Origin of the sequence: Geobacillus sp. WSUCF1, from assembly GCF_000422025.1 — a bacterium.
In the GTDB taxonomy this organism is placed as follows: domain Bacteria; phylum Bacillota; class Bacilli; order Bacillales; family Anoxybacillaceae; genus Geobacillus; species Geobacillus zalihae.
Genome location: NZ_ATCO01000156.1, coordinates 1 through 15,233, shown reverse-complemented (window position 1 = coordinate 15,233; position 15,233 = coordinate 1). Strand labels below are relative to the sequence as shown.

The 15,233-nt window shown below is 54.7% G+C and carries 13 protein-coding genes, 1 tRNA gene and 2 pseudogenes; 15 read left to right on the top strand and 1 reads right to left on the bottom strand.

Translation table 11 applies throughout. The features are described from left to right. Positions 1–429: 429 nt before the first annotated feature. The 5 genes and pseudogenes from I656_RS02565 to I656_RS02575 all read left to right on the top strand — a co-directional run bounded on the left by I656_RS02565 (position 430) and on the right by I656_RS02575 (position 4,128). Positions 430–906, top strand: a complete 477-nt coding sequence (locus tag I656_RS02565; RefSeq protein WP_014196721.1) for an 8-oxo-dGTP diphosphatase — start codon at positions 430–432, stop codon at positions 904–906. An 18-nt stretch (positions 907–924) separates the two neighbouring features. After that, entirely contained in the window at positions 925–1,821 is an 897-nt protein-coding gene (rapZ, locus tag I656_RS02570) for an RNase adapter RapZ (RefSeq protein WP_013146374.1), read from the top strand. After that, positions 1,818–2,772 (top strand): annotated as a pseudogene (yvcK, locus tag I656_RS0116550) (uridine diphosphate-N-acetylglucosamine-binding protein YvcK). Before rapZ ends, yvcK begins: the two are co-directional and overlap by 4 nt. Before the next feature lie 120 nt (positions 2,773–2,892). After that, positions 2,893–3,856: pseudogene (gene whiA, locus I656_RS19950) on the top strand (DNA-binding protein WhiA). 14 nt (positions 3,857–3,870) lie between these two features. Then, complete coding sequence (locus I656_RS02575) at positions 3,871–4,128, top strand: HPr family phosphocarrier protein (protein ID WP_015375787.1); 258 nt, start codon at positions 3,871–3,873, stop codon at positions 4,126–4,128. A gap of 126 nt (positions 4,129–4,254) precedes the next feature. Here I656_RS02575 and clpP read toward each other — a convergent pair whose 3' ends face one another. After that, the gene (gene clpP / locus I656_RS02580) at positions 4,255–4,845 is read right to left on the bottom strand and encodes an ATP-dependent Clp endopeptidase proteolytic subunit ClpP (protein ID WP_011232532.1); all 591 of its coding nucleotides are present in this window, start codon (positions 4,843–4,845) and stop codon (positions 4,255–4,257) included. 306 nt (positions 4,846–5,151) lie between these two features. Here clpP and I656_RS02585 point away from each other — a divergent pair. The 10 genes from I656_RS02585 to eno all read left to right on the top strand — a co-directional run bounded on the left by I656_RS02585 (position 5,152) and on the right by eno (position 14,925). Further along, positions 5,152–5,223: transfer RNA gene (locus I656_RS02585), tRNA-Arg, on the top strand. Between the two features lie 240 nt (positions 5,224–5,463). Next, positions 5,464–5,628 (top strand): hypothetical protein, encoded by a 165-nt coding sequence (locus tag I656_RS18775; protein ID WP_015375785.1) that lies wholly within the window; start codon positions 5,464–5,466, stop codon positions 5,626–5,628. Positions 5,629–6,153: 525 nt separating this feature from the next. Next, on the top strand, positions 6,154–7,461 hold the full coding sequence (rpoN, locus tag I656_RS02595) for an RNA polymerase factor sigma-54 (RefSeq protein WP_033006444.1): 1,308 nt from the start codon (positions 6,154–6,156) through the stop codon (positions 7,459–7,461). Between the two features lie 29 nt (positions 7,462–7,490). Continuing rightward, a complete protein-coding gene (locus I656_RS02600) occupies positions 7,491–7,736 on the top strand; it encodes a glutaredoxin family protein (protein WP_033006443.1) in 246 nt (81 codons plus the stop codon). Between the two features lie 122 nt (positions 7,737–7,858). Beyond that, positions 7,859–8,878: a sugar-binding transcriptional regulator gene (locus I656_RS02605; protein WP_020756342.1), complete on the top strand. Its 1,020-nt coding sequence runs from the start codon at positions 7,859–7,861 to the stop codon at positions 8,876–8,878. A gap of 48 nt (positions 8,879–8,926) precedes the next feature. Further along, complete coding sequence (gene gap, locus I656_RS02610) at positions 8,927–9,934, top strand: type I glyceraldehyde-3-phosphate dehydrogenase (protein ID WP_033006441.1); 1,008 nt, start codon at positions 8,927–8,929, stop codon at positions 9,932–9,934. 121 nt (positions 9,935–10,055) lie between these two features. Continuing rightward, a complete protein-coding gene (gene pgk, locus I656_RS02615) occupies positions 10,056–11,240 on the top strand; it encodes a phosphoglycerate kinase (RefSeq protein WP_033006439.1) in 1,185 nt (394 codons plus the stop codon). A 61-nt stretch (positions 11,241–11,301) separates the two neighbouring features. Next, on the top strand, positions 11,302–12,063 hold the full coding sequence (gene tpiA, locus I656_RS02620) for a triose-phosphate isomerase (RefSeq protein WP_020756339.1): 762 nt from the start codon (positions 11,302–11,304) through the stop codon (positions 12,061–12,063). Next, positions 12,056–13,591 carry a 2,3-bisphosphoglycerate-independent phosphoglycerate mutase gene (gene gpmI / locus I656_RS02625; RefSeq protein ID WP_020756338.1) on the top strand — a complete coding sequence of 512 codons (1,536 nt, stop codon included), beginning with the start codon at positions 12,056–12,058 and terminating at the stop codon, positions 13,589–13,591. Before tpiA ends, gpmI begins: the two co-directional genes overlap by 8 nt. A 41-nt stretch (positions 13,592–13,632) precedes the next feature. Continuing rightward, positions 13,633–14,925 carry a phosphopyruvate hydratase gene (gene eno / locus I656_RS02630; RefSeq protein ID WP_033006437.1) on the top strand — a complete coding sequence of 431 codons (1,293 nt, stop codon included), beginning with the start codon at positions 13,633–13,635 and terminating at the stop codon, positions 14,923–14,925. Positions 14,926–15,233: the final 308 nt, after the last annotated feature.

Sequence of the window (15,233 nt, the reverse complement as noted above, 5' to 3'; positions counted from 1 at the left end):
TCGTGACGGCTACCGGCGACGGCAGCATCGCCGCGCAAAGCGCCCAGCATTACGTTGAGGAACTGAAAGAAAAGCTCCATAAGCAAGGGGTCAGCTGATCCGGTAACCAAATCGCAATCAAATCGTAATGGTTATTTAACCCAGATGTAACACGGGCGCAACACATTTGTCGTATGCTATAAGTAAGTAATTGACCCCCTTTTATATAGATCCTTTTTGGCGCGGGCGTTTGTCCGCGTCTCTTTTTTTGCCGGGCGCTTGCATCCTGCCGTTTCGCTTGAAACGGCGGGGATGGCGTCTTTCGGCTGGAAGCGGAATGTTGGGCCCCGAGGTTTTTGAAGACGGGAAGCGGACGGTTTCCAGCGGTTTGAAGGTGGAGCGGCCTAACTATTTATGGTAAAATAAAGATGATTATGTGCGTGTTTGCGGATGGTTGGGGTGAACGAATTGCAACGGGTGACAAACTGCGTATTATATAAAGACGGCCAAGTGCTGCTGTTGCAAAAGCCGAGGCGCGGCTGGTGGGTCGCTCCGGGCGGGAAAATGGAGCCCGGCGAGACGGTGCGCGAAGCATGCATTCGTGAATACCGGGAAGAGACGGGCATTTATTTGAAAAATCCAGAGCTGAAAGGCGTCTTTACGATCGTGATGAAAAATGGGAATGAAACAGTGTCGGAGTGGATGATGTTTACGTTTTTCGCCGACGACTTCATTGGCGAAAACGTGCCGTCTTCCGAAGAAGGGACGCTTGCTTGGCATCAGGTGGAGACGCTTTCGACGCTGCCGATGGCCCCTGGCGACTATCATATTTTGGACTACGCCTTGAAAGGCAAAGGGGTTATGTACGGGGTGTTTGTGTATACAGAGGAGTTTGAACTGCTTTCGTATCGATTGGATCCGAGTTGATGGAGAGGAGAGACGACAATGGGGCAAAATGGGGCGCTGCAGCCGATTCAGCTCGTCATCATCACCGGCATGTCCGGCGCGGGAAAGACGGTGGCGATTCAAAGCTTCGAAGACCTCGGCTTTTTTTGTATTGACAACTTGCCGCCGACGCTGCTGCCGAAATTTTTGGAGCTCGTCAAAGAGTCCGGGAATAAAATGAACAAAGTCGCCCTTGTCATGGATTTGCGCAGCCGCGACTTTTTCGATCATTTGTTCGCTGCGCTCGATGAGTTGGCTGAGCAGGCATGGGTCGTCCCCCAGGTGTTGTTTTTGGACGCCCAAGATTCGACATTGGTGGCCCGCTACAAAGAAACGCGGCGGACGCATCCGCTTGCGCCGAACGAGCCCCCGCTTGAAGGAATCCGTTTGGAGCGGAAGCTGCTCGAAGAACTGAAAGGACGGGCGCAGATCATTTACGATACGACGGGGCTCAAGCCGCGCGAGCTGCGGGAGAAAATCATCCGCCAGTTCTCATCGCATGCTCAATCCGGGTTTACCATCAACGTCATGTCGTTTGGGTTTAAGTACGGCATTCCGATTGATGCGGATTTGGTGTTTGACGTCCGCTTTTTGCCGAACCCGCATTACATTGAACATATGCGGCCGAAAACCGGGTTGGACGATGACGTATCGTCCTACGTGCTCAAGTGGGGGGAAACGCAAAAGTTTTTGGAAAAGCTCATTGATTTGTTGTCGTTTATGTTGCCGTATTACCAGCGAGAAGGAAAAAGCCAGCTGGTGATCGCCATCGGCTGCACGGGCGGCCAGCACCGTTCGGTGGCGCTCGCAGAATATATCGCCCGCCATTTTTCGGCCGACTATAAAACGGTTGTCTCGCACCGGGACATGGAGAGGAGAAAGGACATACACCGATGAGGAACGAACGAGCAGCGAAACTGGTCGTCATCGGCGGCGGCACCGGGCTTCCCGTGCTGCTGAGGGGGCTGAAGCAGCATGAATTGGATTTGACCGCCATTGTCACGGTCGCCGATGACGGCGGAAGTTCCGGGCGGCTGCGGGATGAACTGCACATTCCGCCGCCCGGGGATGTCCGCAACGTATTGGCCGCGCTGTCTGACGTCGAACCGCTCATTGTCGAGCTGTTCCAGCACCGTTTTCAAAACGGCAACGGCTTATCCGGCCATTCGCTCGGCAATTTGATTTTGGCGGCGCTCACATCGATCACCGGCGACTTTGTGAAAGCCATCCGTGAGATGAGCAAAGTGTTGAACGTGCGCGGCCAGGTTCTGCCGGCGGCGAACAAGAGCGTCGTATTGCACGCGGAGATGGAAGATGGTTCCATTGTCTCTGGCGAGTCAAAAATCCCGAGTGCGGGAAAAAAAAATTAAGAGGGTGTTTTTAACGCCGGAAGACATTGAGCCGCTACCGGAGACGGTTGATGCCATCCGCCGCGCCGATTTGATTGTCATCGGGCCGGGGAGCCTATACACGAGCATCTTGCCGAATTTGCTCGTGCCGAAAATCGGGCAGGAAGTATGCAAGGCGAAAGCGAAAAAAGTCTATATATGCAACATTATGACTCAGGCCGGCGAGACGCCGCACTATACGGTGAGCGACCATGTGGAGGCGCTTCATGCTCATCTTGGCGGCCCGTTTTTGGACGCGGTGATCATCAACAGCGGAGCGATCCCGGAAGCGATCCGCCGCCGCTACGAGGCGGAGCGGGCCGAGCCGGTGCGTGACGACAGCAGCGGGCTTTCGTTGCAAGTCATCCGCGACGATATTGTCACGTACGAGGATGGGGTCATTCGCCATAATACGGCGAAAGTCGCCGCCCTTCTTCTCGGGCTTCTCCCTCACCGTTAAAGGCGGGACCCGAGTAGGCCGCAAAGCGCCATTATGGGCGGTGATGCTCCCGGTGGCCGCGCCGAAAGTCAGGCACCTCCAACCGGCCGGATGCGGGGAACGAATGGAGGTGGAGCGATCGTGTCTTTTGCATCGGAAACGAAAAAGGAATTGACCCATTTAGAGGTGAAGCCTTGCTGCTTGCGCGCGGAGCTGTCGGCGCTTTTGCGCATGAACGGTTCACTGTCGTTTTCCGGCGGGCGAATGGCCATCGATGTCCAGACGGAAAATGCGGCGATCGCTCGGCGCATTTATACGTTATTGAAAAAGGGCTACGATGTCGCCGTCGAGCTGTTTGTCCGCAAGAAAATGCGCTTGAAAAAAAAACAACGTCTACATCGTCCGCGTGACCGACGGTGCGGCCTCTTTGCTTCGTGAACTTCACATTGTCAACGGCGATTTTTCGCTCATCCATGACATTTCCCCGGAGCTCGTCAAGAAAAAATGCTGCAAGCGCTCGTATTTGCGCGGCGCGTTTTTGGCTGGCGGTTCGGTCAACAACCCGGAGACGTCGTCTTACCATTTGGAGATTTTTTCGCTGTATGAGGAGCATAACCGGGCGTTATGCGAATTGATGAACAGCCACTTTTTTTTTAAATGCGAAAACGTTGGAACGGAAAAAGGGGTTTATTACGTATTTAAAAGAGGCGGAAAAAATCGCCGAGTTTTTGAACATCATCGGCGCCCATCAAGCGCTGCTCCGCTTTGAGGACATTCGCATCGTCCGCGATATGCGCAACTCGGTCAACCGGCTTGTCAATTGCGAAACCGCCAATTTGAACAAAACGATCGGCGCTGCGCTTCGCCAGGTGGAGAACATCCGCTACATCGACGAGACGATCGGCCTTGATTCACTGCCGGCCAAGCTGCGGGAAATCGCGAAACTTCGCATCGAGCATCAAGACGTGACGCTGAAAGAGCTCGGGAGATGGTTGCCGGTGGAAAAATCAGCAAATCCGGCATCAACCACCGGCTGCGCAAAATTGATGAGATCGCGGAGCGGCTGCGGGCTGGAAAGCCGGTCGATTTCCATAAATCGCTGTAAAGGGGAGATGGAGAATGGTGGAAAAACAAGTGGAAGTGAAATTAAAAACCGGGCTGCAGGCGCGCCCGGCGGCGTTGTTCGTCCAAGAAGCGAACCGTTTTTCCGCTGATGTGTTTTTGGAAAAAGACGGAAAACGGGTCAACGCGAAAAGCATTATGGGCTTGATGAGCCTTGCTGTCGGCCATGGAGCGGTGATCACGCTCATTGCCGACGGTCCGGATGAGCAAGAAGCGATCGAAAAGCTCGCCGCCTATGTGCAAAAGGAAAAGTAAAGCAGCATGTGGGGCTGGCGGGGAAAGGAATGGAAAAGGCTGCTCCGTTTTGGACGGAAGCAGCCTTTTTTCGTCAATGTCGGTGCAGGCGCAGCTCTATAGCGGTTCTGCCAACGTGTGCATGCCTTATTTTTCATCAGCGCGCGTCAGCACGCGGTCAATGATGCCGTATTCCATTGCTTTTTGCGCGGTCATAAAGTTGTCGCGATCCGTATCGCGCTCGATCACTTCGATCGGTTGGCCGGTGTTTTCCGATAAAATGCGGTTCAATTTGTCGCGCAAGAACAAAATGCGCTTCGCTGCGATTTCGATTTCCGTTGCTTGCCCTTGGGCGCCGCCGAGCGGTTGGTGGATCATGATTTCACTGTTTGGAAGCGCGAACCGTTTCCCTTTCGCACCGGCGGCAAGCAAAAACGCCCCCATGGAAGCGGCCATGCCGATGCAAATCGTCGATACGTCCGGTTTGATGAACTGCATCGTGTCGTAAATCGCCAGGCCAGCTGTGATCGAGCCGCCCGGGCTGTTGATGTACAAGGAAATATCTTTGTCCGGGTCTTCCGCCGCCAAAAACAGCAGCTGCGACACGATCGAGTTGGCCACTTGGTCGTCGATCGGGCTGCCAAGGAACACGATTCGGTCTTTCAATAAGCGCGAATAAATGTCGTACGCCCGCTCCCCGCGGTTCGTCTGTTCAATGACAGTCGGAATCAAATACATCAAAAACGCCTCCTTTTCCATCCTAATGGATCAATATGTACGCCTTCATCATACACGAATGGTCAATGAAGGTCAAACAAAACGACCTTCTCCATCCTTTATAACATATTCGCGGCTGGCGGCAAACATCCCTTTTTTCATCATAACCGCTTTTTCGTTTTTTTAACCTGTTGCCCCGTTGATGGGGGAAGGAACAAAGGTGCAATTTTTCCTGCTTTTGATGGCATTTTTCCTCTTGCATTTTTGCGCGATCCTGCTATAATAGAACATGCGACGGAACGAAATAGAGAAATAATGAAACGATATGCCCTCGTAGTGTAGTGGATAGCACGAGAGATTCCGGTTCTCTTAGCGTGGGTTCGAATCCTGCCGAGGGCGCTACTTGTATCCGACCTGTTCGGATCGGAATTCCTAGACTCCTTGATACGACCGCGTTTGCGGTCGTTTTTCATTTTTGGGGAATCCCGAAAAAAACGATAGAATCCGAAAAAATTTTGCACGAATTTTGCACGGCTATTTGGTACGATCCAGTTCCGCCATCGCGAGATCGACCTGCCGGGATTCTTTTTGTTCCATCTCATCTAAAATATGCGAGTACGTTTGCAGAGTAGTGACAATATGGCGGAACGGGAAACGAGTTTGGAGCAGCTGGCTTCGATTCGGTTTCGCCAACCGTCGATCACGATTCGGACCTTGTCCGCAGACAAAGCGTATGGCGCCACGGAGTATCTGGAAGCGCTCTTTCTTCATCCAGACTACAGTTTTTTGTTTTTTGTCGTGTAAATGCCACTAATAAGTGAAAGGTGCAAACCGAATCCTCCTTCCGTTGCGTCACCCGATTGGGCGGCGTTTTTTATTTAGGTGAGGTGATACACGTGTAGAAGTTGCACGAGGTATTGAACGATAACAAAAGCTAAACCACATGAAGAAAAAGGACGGAATGACCTGGGGCGACTGGATGGAGATCATGGGGTCCGGCGCGATACGTATAAACGAGTGCGCGGGGCGGTGAGGAGGAAATGGGAAGGAATAAAGACCCTTAGGTTAAAAAACATATACTTGGTATATGGTTATAATCCTGCCGAGGCAAAACAGCCGCCTAGGAGGCTGTTTTTCTTTTAGATCAGCAGCGGACGCGCCGCTTTCCTCGAGAGGGTTCCCAAATCAAGGGCTCGGGCGGGGCATTGGGTTTTTTCGTCTGAACAGGCGCCGGTTCGGGCGGTCGACAAGGCCGCTTTCCGCCGTCAAAAATTTCTCCTACCCCCTCCCGCTCCCGTCGTGTACAATAAAAGAAAGGGAGGCGTGACGATGAGGGCGGAGTTATGGCAAGAGCAGCGGCTGCAGTTGTCGCTGACAAAGGAACTTGTGCAGGCGATTGAACTGTTGCAATATTCTGCAGTGGATTTGGAAGCGTTTTTATATGAACAGTCGCTGGAAAACCCGTTTTTGGAAATTCGCCGCACCCGGGTGCGGCAACGGCCAAGCCGGACAGAAAGAGACCAAAAGCAATGGCTCGAGAACATTGGCGCCCGCGCAGAGACGCTTGTTGGCCATTTGCTTTCTCAGCTGCCTGCGTTAAAGCTCGGTGATCGGGAAGAGCGCATCGTCCGTTATCTCATTGCCTCGCTCGATGAGGATGGCTATTTGCGCGTGCCGCTTGCCGAGCTGGCGGAGCGGTTTTCCACATCGATCCAAGAAATGGAATGGGGGTTGCGCCTTGTGCAGTCGCTTGACCCGCCGGGAGTCGGCGCCCGCGATTTGGCGGAATGCCTTCTTTTGCAGCTGGAACGTCTTCCGGAGCGCGACGAGCTGGCGGAAACGATCGTTCGTGATCATTTTATTCCTTTTGCGGAAAAATCGTGGAAAACGCTCTCCAAACAGCTTGGCGTCAGCCTTGGCGAACTGCAGCGCGTCTTCGAGCTTATTCGTTCACTCGAGCCACGGCCGGGCATTCACTATTCGAGCGAAACCCCGCCTTTGGTCGTGCCGGATGTCATCGTCACCCGCAAAGGGGATGGAGACTGGATTGTCGCCTACAACGATGACATCCATCCGGAGCTCGGATGGAATCGGGAGTACGAGCGGCGCATCGCCGCATCGAGCGATCGGCATGCCGAACAGTTTATCAAAGAAAAATATCGGCAGTTTACATGGCTTGCAAAAAGCCTAGAGCAGCGAAAACAGACGCTTCTTCGGCTCATGGCGGTCATTGTCGAGCGCCAGCGTCCGTGTTTGGAGTTCGGTCTTGCGGCGCTTAAACCGATGACGATGCGCGAGGTGGCCGAGGAGCTCGGCGTCCATGAATCGACGGTAAGCCGTGCGGTGCGTCATAAATATGTGCAAACGCCGTTTGGCACGATCGAGCTGCGCCGCTTCTTTTCGAACGCCGCGACGGCCAAGGAAACGATCGAGGCGGCTTCCTCCGCTCAAGTGAAAGCGATCATCCAAGAGCTGATCGCGGCGGAAGACCGACAGGCGCCGCTTTCTGACCAACAGCTGGCCAATTTGCTTCATGGCCGCTACGGCATCGCCATTTCCCGCCGCACGGTCGCCAAATACCGCGAGCAGCTGCGCATTCCTTCTTCGGCGAAACGAAAGCAATACACCGGAGCTTGATGCGACCGGTGAAAGAAAGGAAGAACGCGATGCACATCCGGTTGTACACGAAGACGAACTGTCCGCTTTGCGACAAAGCGAAAGCGGTTTTGACGGAGCTGCAGGCAGACTATCGGTTTACGATGGAAGAGATCGATATTTATGAAGACGACGCGCTTCTCGAGAAATATCAGTTGATGATTCCGGTCGTCGAGCTTGACGGGGAAGAAATCGGGTATGGGATGATTGAAAAAGAAATGGTGAGAAAGCGGTTGCGGCAAGTGCGAAACAGTTGAACGGCTCAATTCCTCCTGCTATAATGAAAATGGCGCGGGAGGAATTTTTTATCGATTGGCGGGACATAATATGTCATACTGGGACAAAAAACGTCCCTATGTTCTGCTAAGGGGAAGGATCGATGCAACCGTTAGTAGAGGCATTAAAAAAATTATCGCCCGACTTGCTTGACGTTATGCAAAAACGGTACGAGATTTTGCACTCCATTTCGCTTATGGCGCCGGTCGGGCGGCGGGTGCTGGCTGCCAGCCTTGGCATGAGCGAGCGGGTGCTGCGGTCGGAAACAGAGTTTTTGAAAGGGCAAAACTTGCTTTCCGCCGATGTATCGGGCATGAGGCTGACGGAAGAAGGCCAAGCGCTGCTGTATACGCTCCACGATTTGATGCGGGAAGCGCTTGGGCTCAAGGAATTGGAAGCGGCGCTCAAAGAACGGCTCCGTGTCGGGCGCGTCGTCGTCGTTGCCGGGGATAGCGACCGGTTTCCTTGGGTAAAAAAAGAAATGGGAAGAGCGTGCGTCGCCCGCATGAAAGAGCGGCTTCAGCCGGGGGACGTTGTCGCGGTGGCCGGTGGGACGACGATGGCGGCGGTCGCGGAGATGATGACGCCGGACCCACAGCTGAGCGGTGTGCTGTTCGTTCCAGCGCGCGGCGGCCTTGGCGAAGATGTCGAGAACCAGGCGAACACGATTTGCGCCAAAATGGCGGAAAAAGCAGCCGGTCGTTATCGGCTTCTCCATGTGCCCGACCAGCTGAGCGACGAAGCGTATGCGTCGCTCGTCGAAGAGCCAGCCGTGAAGGAAGTGCTGGAGCTCATCCAATCGTGCCGCATGGTCGTCCATGGCATCGGGGAAGCGGTGACGATGGCGAAACGGCGGCGGACGCCGCCTTCGGAGATGGAAAACATCATCGCCCGCCATGCCGTCGCCGAGGCGTTCGGCTATTATTTCAATGAGCAGGGCGATGTCGTCCATAAGGTGAAAACGGTCGGCATTCAACTTGAGCATCTCCCGCATGTCGAACACGTCATCGCCGTCGCCGGAGGGGCATCGAAGGCGAAAGCCATTCGCGCCTATATGAAGCGGGCGCCGCATTCACTGCTCGTCACCGACGAAGGTGCCGCCAAAGCGTTAGTAGGGGAATAACTTCCCTTGCCGATACTATTCAGCAGCAAAGTTAAGGAGGAAAACACGATGACAGTAAAAGTTGGGATCAACGGATTTGGCCGCATTGGGCGCAATGTGTTCCGCGCGGCATTGAAAAATCCGAACATTGAAGTGGTGGCGGTGAACGATTTAACGGATGCCAACACGCTTGCGCATTTGTTGAAGTATGACTCCGTTCACGGCCAGCTGGATGCCGAAGTGTCCGTCAACGGCAACAACTTGGTCGTCAACGGCAAAGAAATCATCGTCAAAGCGGAACGCGACCCGGCCAACTTGGCGTGGGGCGAAATCGGCGTTGACATCGTCGTCGAATCGACCGGCCGCTTCACGAAACGCGAAGATGCGGCGAAGCATTTGGAAGCCGGCGCGAAAAAAGTGATCATTTCCGCCCCGGCGAAAAACGAAGACATTACGATCGTCATGGGCGTCAACCAAGACAAATACGACCCGAAAAGCCACCATGTTATCTCGAACGCGTCGTGCACGACGAACTGCTTGGCGCCGTTTGCCAAAGTGCTGCATGAACAATTCGGCATCGTCCGCGGCATGATGACGACCGTTCACTCGTACACGAACGACCAACAAATTTTGGACTTGCCGCACAAAGATTTGCGCCGGGCTCGCGCGGCCGCGGAATCGATCATTCCGACGACGACCGGGGCGGCGAAAGCGGTCGCGCTCGTTTTGCCGGAATTGAAAGGAAAGTTGAACGGCATGGCGATGCGCGTGCCGACGCCGAACGTATCCGTTGTTGACTTGGTGGCGGAGCTGGAAAAAGAAGTGACGGTCGAAGAGGTGAATGCCGCATTGAAAGCGGCGGCCGAAGGCGAATTGAAAGGCATCTTGGCTTACAGCGAAGAACCGCTCGTCTCGCGCGACTACAACGGCAATCCGGCTTCGTCGACGATCGATGCGCTCTCGACCATGGTCATTGAGGGCAAAATGGTGAAAGTCGTTTCGTGGTATGACAACGAAACCGGCTATTCGCACCGCGTCGTCGACTTGGCGGCGTACATCGCGTCGAAAGGGCTGTAAGACGGGCTCGGCATTGAGTTTTCCGCCTGTTCAAGTCTATAATAGGAAAATGGAGGGGAGCGGGGAAATGATCCCCACTCCTTTTCCTTTTCCAACACCATCGTTGAAGGGGGCTGGAACGATGAACAAGAAGACGGTTCGCGACGTTGATGTCAAAGGGAAGCGCGTCTTCTGCCGCGTTGATTTCAACGTGCCGATGGAAGAAGGCGCGATCACTGATGACACACGCATTCGCGCCGCACTCCCGACGATCCGCTATTTGATCGAGCACGGGGCGAAAGTCATTTTGGCGAGCCACCTCGGCCGCCCGAAAGGAAAAGTGGTCGAAGAATTGCGTTTGGATGCCGTTGCCAAGCGGCTCGGCGAGCTGCTTGAACGCCCGGTCGTGAAAACGAATGAAGCGATCGGCGATGAGGTGAAGGCGGCGGTCGACCGTTTGAACGAAGGCGATGTGCTCTTGCTTGAGAACGTCCGCTTCTATCCGGGCGAAGAGAAAAATGATCTCGAGCTCGCCAAAGCGTTTGCGGAGCTTGCGGATCTATATGTCAACGATGCGTTCGGCGCCGCCCACCGCGCTCATGCGTCGACGGAAGGCATCGCCCATTACTTGCCTGCGGTGGCCGGGTTTTTGATGGAAAAAGAACTCGAAGTGCTCGGCAAAGCGCTCTCGAATCCGGACCGCCCGTTTACAGCGATCATCGGCGGTGCGAAAGTGAAAGACAAAATCGGCGTCATCGACAATTTGCTTGAAAAAGTCGACAACTTGATCATCGGCGGCGGACTGGCGTACACGTTCGTCAAAGCGCTTGGGCATGATGTCGGCAAGTCGCTGCTTGAAGAAGATAAAATCGAACTGGCGAAATCGTTTATGGAAAAAGCAAAAGAAAAAGGCGTCCGTTTTTATATGCCGGTGGACGTGGTCGTCGCCGACCGGTTTGCGAACGACGCCAACACGAAAGTCGTGCCGATTGACGCGATTCCAGCCGATTGGGAGGCGCTTGACATCGGCCCGAAAACGCGCGAATTGTACCGCGATGTCATTCGCGAGTCGAAGCTCGTTGTCTGGAACGGCCCGATGGGCGTCTTTGAAATGGACGCGTTCGCGCACGGGACGAGAGCGATCGCTGAAGCATTGGCGGAAGCGCCCGACACCTATTCGGTCATCGGCGGCGGGGATTCGGCGGCGGCGGTTGAGAAATTCGGCTTGGCCGACAAAATGGATCATATTTCCACGGGCGGCGGCGCGTCGCTTGAGTTTATGGAAGGAAAACAGCTGCCGGGTGTCGTCGCGCTCGAAGACAAATGACCCACGGCGCCGGATTTGGCGCATGGCGGCTGACGCCGCCCATTGAAAGGAAGGGTGAACGATGAGAAAACGCATCATTGCAGGCAACTGGAAAATGCATAAAACATTGGCGGAAGCGGTTCAATTTGTCGAGGACGTAAAAGGGCACGTGCCGCCGGCTGACGAAGTGGATTCCGTTGTTTGCGCGCCGTTTTTGTTTTTGGATCGGTTGGTGCAAAATACAAACGGCACCGATTTGCAAATCGGGGCGCAAAACATGCACTTTGCCGACCAAGGGGCGTACACAGGCGAAGTGAGCCCGGTCATGCTGAAAGACCTCGGCGTGACGTACGTCATTCTCGGCCATTCGGAGCGCCGGCAGATGTTTGCGGAAACGGATGAGACGGTGAACAAAAAAGTATTGGCCGCTTTCACCCGCGGCTTGACGCCGATCGTTTGCTGCGGCGAATCGCTTGAGGAGCGGGAAGCGGGGCAGACGAACGCCGTTGTCGCCTCGCAAGTGGAAAAAGCGCTCGCCGGCTTGACGCCGGAACAAGTGAAGCAAGCGGTCATCGCTTACGAGCCGATTTGGGCGATCGGCACGGGCAAATCGTCGACGGCGGAAGATGCGAACGAAGTGTGCGGCCATATCCGTTCGGTTGTTTCGCGCCTGTTTGGCCCGGAGGCGGCGGAAGCGATCCGCATCCAATACGGCGGCAGCGTCAAACCGGACAACATCCGCGACTTCTTGGCGCAAGAACAGATCGACGGCGCCTTAGTCGGCGGGGCGAGCCTCGAGCCGGCTTCATTCTTGCAATTGGTGGAGGCGGGGCGCCATGAGTAAACGACCGGTTGCGCTCATCATTTTGGACGGGTTTGCGCTGCGCGACGAAACGTACGGCAATGCGGTCGCTCAGGCGAACAAACCGAACTTTGACCGCTATTGGAACGAATACCCGCACACAACGCTCAAGGCATGCGGCGAGGCGGTCGGGCTTCCGGAAGGGCAGATGGGCAACTCGGAAGTCGGCCATCTCAACATCGGCGCCGGGCGCATTGTGTACCAAAGCTTAACGCGGGTCAACATCGCCATTCGCGAAGGCGAGTTTGACCGGAATGAAACGTTTTTGGCGGCGATGAACCATGTGAAAGAGCATGGAACGAGCTTGCATTTGTTTGGTCTGCTGTCCGACGGCGGGGTGCACAGCCATATTCACCATTTGTACGCCCTCTTGCGCTTAGCGGCGAAAGAAGGCGTGAAGCGCGTGTACATCCACGGCTTTTTGGACGGCCGCGACGTCGGCCCGCAAACGGCGCCGCAATACATTAAAGAACTGCAGGAAAAAATCAAGGAGTACGGCGTCGGCGAAATCGCGACGTTGTCGGGCCGATACTACTCGATGGACCGCGACAAGCGGTGGGACCGCGTCGAGAAGGCGTACCGGGCGATGGTGTACGGCGAAGGCCCGACGTACCGCGATCCACTTGAATGCATCGAAGACTCATACCAACACGGCATTTACGACGAGTTCGTCCTGCCGTCGGTCATCGTTCGCGAAGACGGCCGGCCGGTGGCGACGATTCAAGACAATGACGCGATTATCTTCTATAATTTCCGCCCGGACCGGGCGATTCAAATTTCAAACACGTTTACGAACGAAGATTTCCGCGAGTTTGACCGCGGCCCGAAACATCCGAAGCATTTGTTCTTTGTCTGCTTGACCCATTTCAGCGAAACGGTGAAAGGGTATGTGGCGTTCAAGCCGACGAACTTGGACAACACGCTCGGGGAAGTGCTGTCGCAGCACGGTTTGCGCCAGCTGCGCATCGCCGAGACCGAAAAATACCCGCACGTGACGTTTTTCATCAGCGGCGGCCGCGAAGAGAAATTTCCAGGCGAAGACCGGATTTTGATCAACTCGCCGAAAGTGGCGACGTACGACTTAAAGCCGGAAATGAGCGCCTATGAAGTGACCGATGCGCTCCTCAAGGAAATTGAAGCCGATAAGTACGATGCGATCATTTTGAACTACGCTAACCCAGATATGGTCGGCCACTCCGGCAAGCTCGAGCCGACGATCAAGGCGGTGGAGGCCGTGGACGAATGCCTCGGCAAAGTCGTCGACGCCATTTTGGCCAAAGGCGGCATCGCCATCATCACCGCCGACCACGGCAACGCCGATGAAGTGCTGACGCCGGACGGCAAGCCGCAAACGGCGCATACAACGAATCCGGTGCCGGTGATCGTGACGAAAAAAGGCATCAAGCTGAGAGACGGCGGCATCTTAGGCGATTTGGCGCCGACGATGCTTGATTTGCTCGGTTTGCCGCAGCCGAACGAAATGACCGGGAAATCGTTGATTGTCAAATAACGATGATCTTGAGAAAACGATACGAAAAGGAGTGTGTTTTAATGTCTGCCATTATCGATGTCTACGCTCGTGAAGTGCTCGATTCGCGCGGCAACCCGACCGTAGAAGTGGAAGTGTACACAGAAGACGGCGGCTTCGGCCGCGCGCTGGTGCCGAGCGGCGCCTCGACCGGGGAATATGAAGCGGTCGAACTGCGCGACGGCGATAAAAACCGCTACCTCGGCAAAGGGGTGTTAAAAGCGGTCGAAAACGTGAATGAAATCATTGCGCCGGAAATCATCGGCCTCGAGGTCACTGACCAAGTGGCGATCGACCGGAAGTTGATTGAACTAGACGGCACGGAAAACAAAAGCAAGCTTGGCACCAACGCCATTTTGGGCGTCTCGCTTGCCGTGGCCCGCGCGGCGGCGGACGAGCTCGGTTTGCCGCTGTACCAATACTTGGGCGGCTTTAACGCCAAAACGCTGCCGGTGCCGATGATGAACATTTTAAACGGCGGCGCGCATGCGGACAACAACGTCGACATTCAAGAATTTATGATCATGCCAGTCGGGGCGGAAAGCTTCCGCGAAGCGCTGCGCATGGGGGCGGAAATTTTCCACAGCTTAAAAGCGGTGCTGAAAGCGAAAGGCTACAACACCGCGGTCGGCGATGAAGGCGGCTTCGCCCCGAACTTGAAATCGAACGAAGAAGCGCTGCAAACGATCATCGAAGCGATCGAAAAAGCCGGCTACAAACCGGGCGAACAAGTGATGCTCGCCATGGACGTTGCCTCGTCCGAGCTGTACAACAAAGAAGACGGCAAATATCATCTTGAAGGCGAAGGCGTTGTGAAAACGTCGGAAGAAATGGTCGCTTGGTATGAAGAGCTTGTATCGAAATATCCGATCATCTCGATCGAAGACGGGCTCGATGAAAACGACTGGGAAGGCCATAAACTGCTGACCGAGCGGCTCGGCAAAAAAGTGCAGCTTGTCGGCGACGACTTGTTTGTCACAAACACGAAAAAACTGGCCGAAGGCATTGAAAAAGGCGTCGGCAACTCGATTTTGATCAAAGTGAACCAAATCGGCACGCTCACCGAAACGTTTGACGCCATCGAAATGGCGAAACGCGCCGGCTACACCGCCGTCGTCTCGCACCGCTCCGGCGAAACGGAAGACAGCACGATCGCCGACATCGCCGTCGCCACGAACGCCGGCCAAATCAAAACAGGCGCGCCGTCGCGCACCGACCGCGTCGCGAAATACAACCAGCTGCTCCGCATTGAAGATGAACTCGGCCACACGGCCATTTACCAAGGCATCCGCTCGTTTTACAATTTGAAAAAATAACGGGAACAGGCGTCCCCAACGGAGGGGGCGCCTGTCGTTTTGACGGAGGCGAAAAGAGAATCGAATGGCTGGCGGTGATCAAGACGTCTTGATGCATTCAGGAAAGCTGCGCCTCTCCTTTAGACGGGAGAGGAAACAGCCGTTTTATGCTGCACAGTGTAGCGTTGGATGTTGTCTCATGATGAAGAGAAAGTCAAGTATCATCATTTGTAGAAAATAGTCGAATTTTTTGTAATGATTTATATAAATTGAAATAAAGGTTTTCTCCCGTTCCACGGCGAATAAATAAAAGAGAAAATAGGGGAACG